Source organism: Oleiphilus sp. HI0117 (genome assembly GCF_001635235.1).
In genome coordinates this window covers 1-1,568 of sequence record NZ_LWGA01000927.1, presented here as the reverse complement: position 1 = coordinate 1,568, position 1,568 = coordinate 1, and the positions used below count along the sequence as shown (strand labels likewise).

The 1,568-nt window shown below is 41.7% G+C and carries 2 protein-coding genes; both read right to left on the bottom strand.

Going from position 1 to position 1,568, the window contains the following annotated elements; all coding sequences use genetic code 11:
• Positions 1-13: 13 nt before the first annotated feature.
• The gene (locus tag A3757_RS16590) at positions 14-958 is read right to left on the bottom strand and encodes an NAD(P)-dependent oxidoreductase (RefSeq protein WP_068739954.1); all 945 of its coding nucleotides are present in this window, start codon (positions 956-958) and stop codon (positions 14-16) included.
• Positions 959-961: 3 nt separating this feature from the next.
• Positions 962-1,568: GDP-mannose 4,6-dehydratase (locus tag A3757_RS16585; RefSeq protein ID WP_156506371.1), on the bottom strand; the 607-nt coding region annotated here is incomplete at its 5' end.

The window sequence follows — 1,568 nt, the reverse complement described above, 5'->3', positions numbered from 1 at the left end:
CAATAGCTAACACTTAACCCACCAACCCCAGATGTTTCATCCATTTTACAGTGTAGCAATTGTCATTATCTTTTAGCTCGCCAGATATGTACTTTTCTTCCACTTCGCGTATGGCATCATCGATTTTAAACTTGGGAGAAAAACCCGTTGCTAGCAGTTTCTCTGAGTTTTGACGATATGAGCGAGGGTCATTTGATTCAGTAACAATGATTTCGGAAGAGATTTTATCTTTGACTCTTGTTGCAATATCAAGAATAGAAATATTTTCAAAGCCAGCATTGTAGTTACCGCTAGGTAAATGAGGATGGGCAATAAAGTGCCGGTAAACGCCTGCCATGTCTTGAATATGAATATTCGGACGAGTTTGCTTGCCACCAAAAACAGTTATCTTGCCATTTTTAACAGCTTGTAGTGTTAACATATTTACACTTACATCTAAGCGCATACGTGGAGACCAGCCACACACAGTAGCAGGCCTTATATTATGCACCTGCATCTTATCGCTATAACTAAGCATAATTCGCTCTGCTACCATTTTGGTTTTGTTATATACAGTGATGGGAACAAGAGGTAAATCTTCGGTGACCTGAGGCTCATCTTTAATGCCATATACACTGCCAGAACTACCATAGAGCATATGTTTTACACCAGCTCTAACCGCCCTATCTGCAAGCAGCTGCGCGCCAAGAACATTAACCTCCCAGGATAGAGTAGGATTTAATTCAACCCCTGGGTCATTTGCAATATTAGCAAGATGGACAATCGTTTCGATACCTTCAAGCGGAATAGCGTCTATATTCCGAATATCTTCTTTTACTACTGTAAGTCGCTCATGAGGCTCTAAAAAATTACCAAACCACTGGGTATCGACGACGGTTACATGATGTCCATCGCTAAGAAGTTGGGGTGTAAGAACGCTGCCGATATAGCCGCAGCCGCCAGTAATTAGTATATTCATTATTTACGCTTTATGTTGGTAGTTGTGAGGAAGCGTCAGCAAGACTTCTAAGTTCTGTTCGACCCATTGCAATGTTTCGTTAATGCCATCGTCCAAAGTAATTTTATCGGCCCAAGAAAATTGCTTACGAACTTTAGTACTATCAAGTAAATATGCCTGATCTTTTCCTAAACGGTCTTCTGTAACATCAACAAAGTCTTCAAAAGAAACTTTTGTCACATCACCGACACGTTCAACAAGCTCCCGTATGGAAACTGTTTCACGAGTTGATATGTGGTAGGTCGAGCCTGGGTCTCCATTAAGAAGAATACGCAAGGTAGCGTCAGAGGCATCTTTTATATGTATAAACGATCTAACCGAATGCCCCCCGCCATGAAGCTGCATACGCTGCCCTGTTTTGGCAAATAACAAAGCCCTTGGGAGAATTCGATAGAGTTGCTGGCCCGGTCCGTAAACATTTGCAGTTCGTGTAAACACAACCGGGAAGTCGTAAGCATTGAAAAAGCTCATTAAGTGCAAATCACAAGCAGCTCTTGAAACGGCATAAGGCGTACTAGGAGAAAAGTTAAAGTGCTCTTTTACCCAGCCTTCTGTATTGCCATAAACTTCA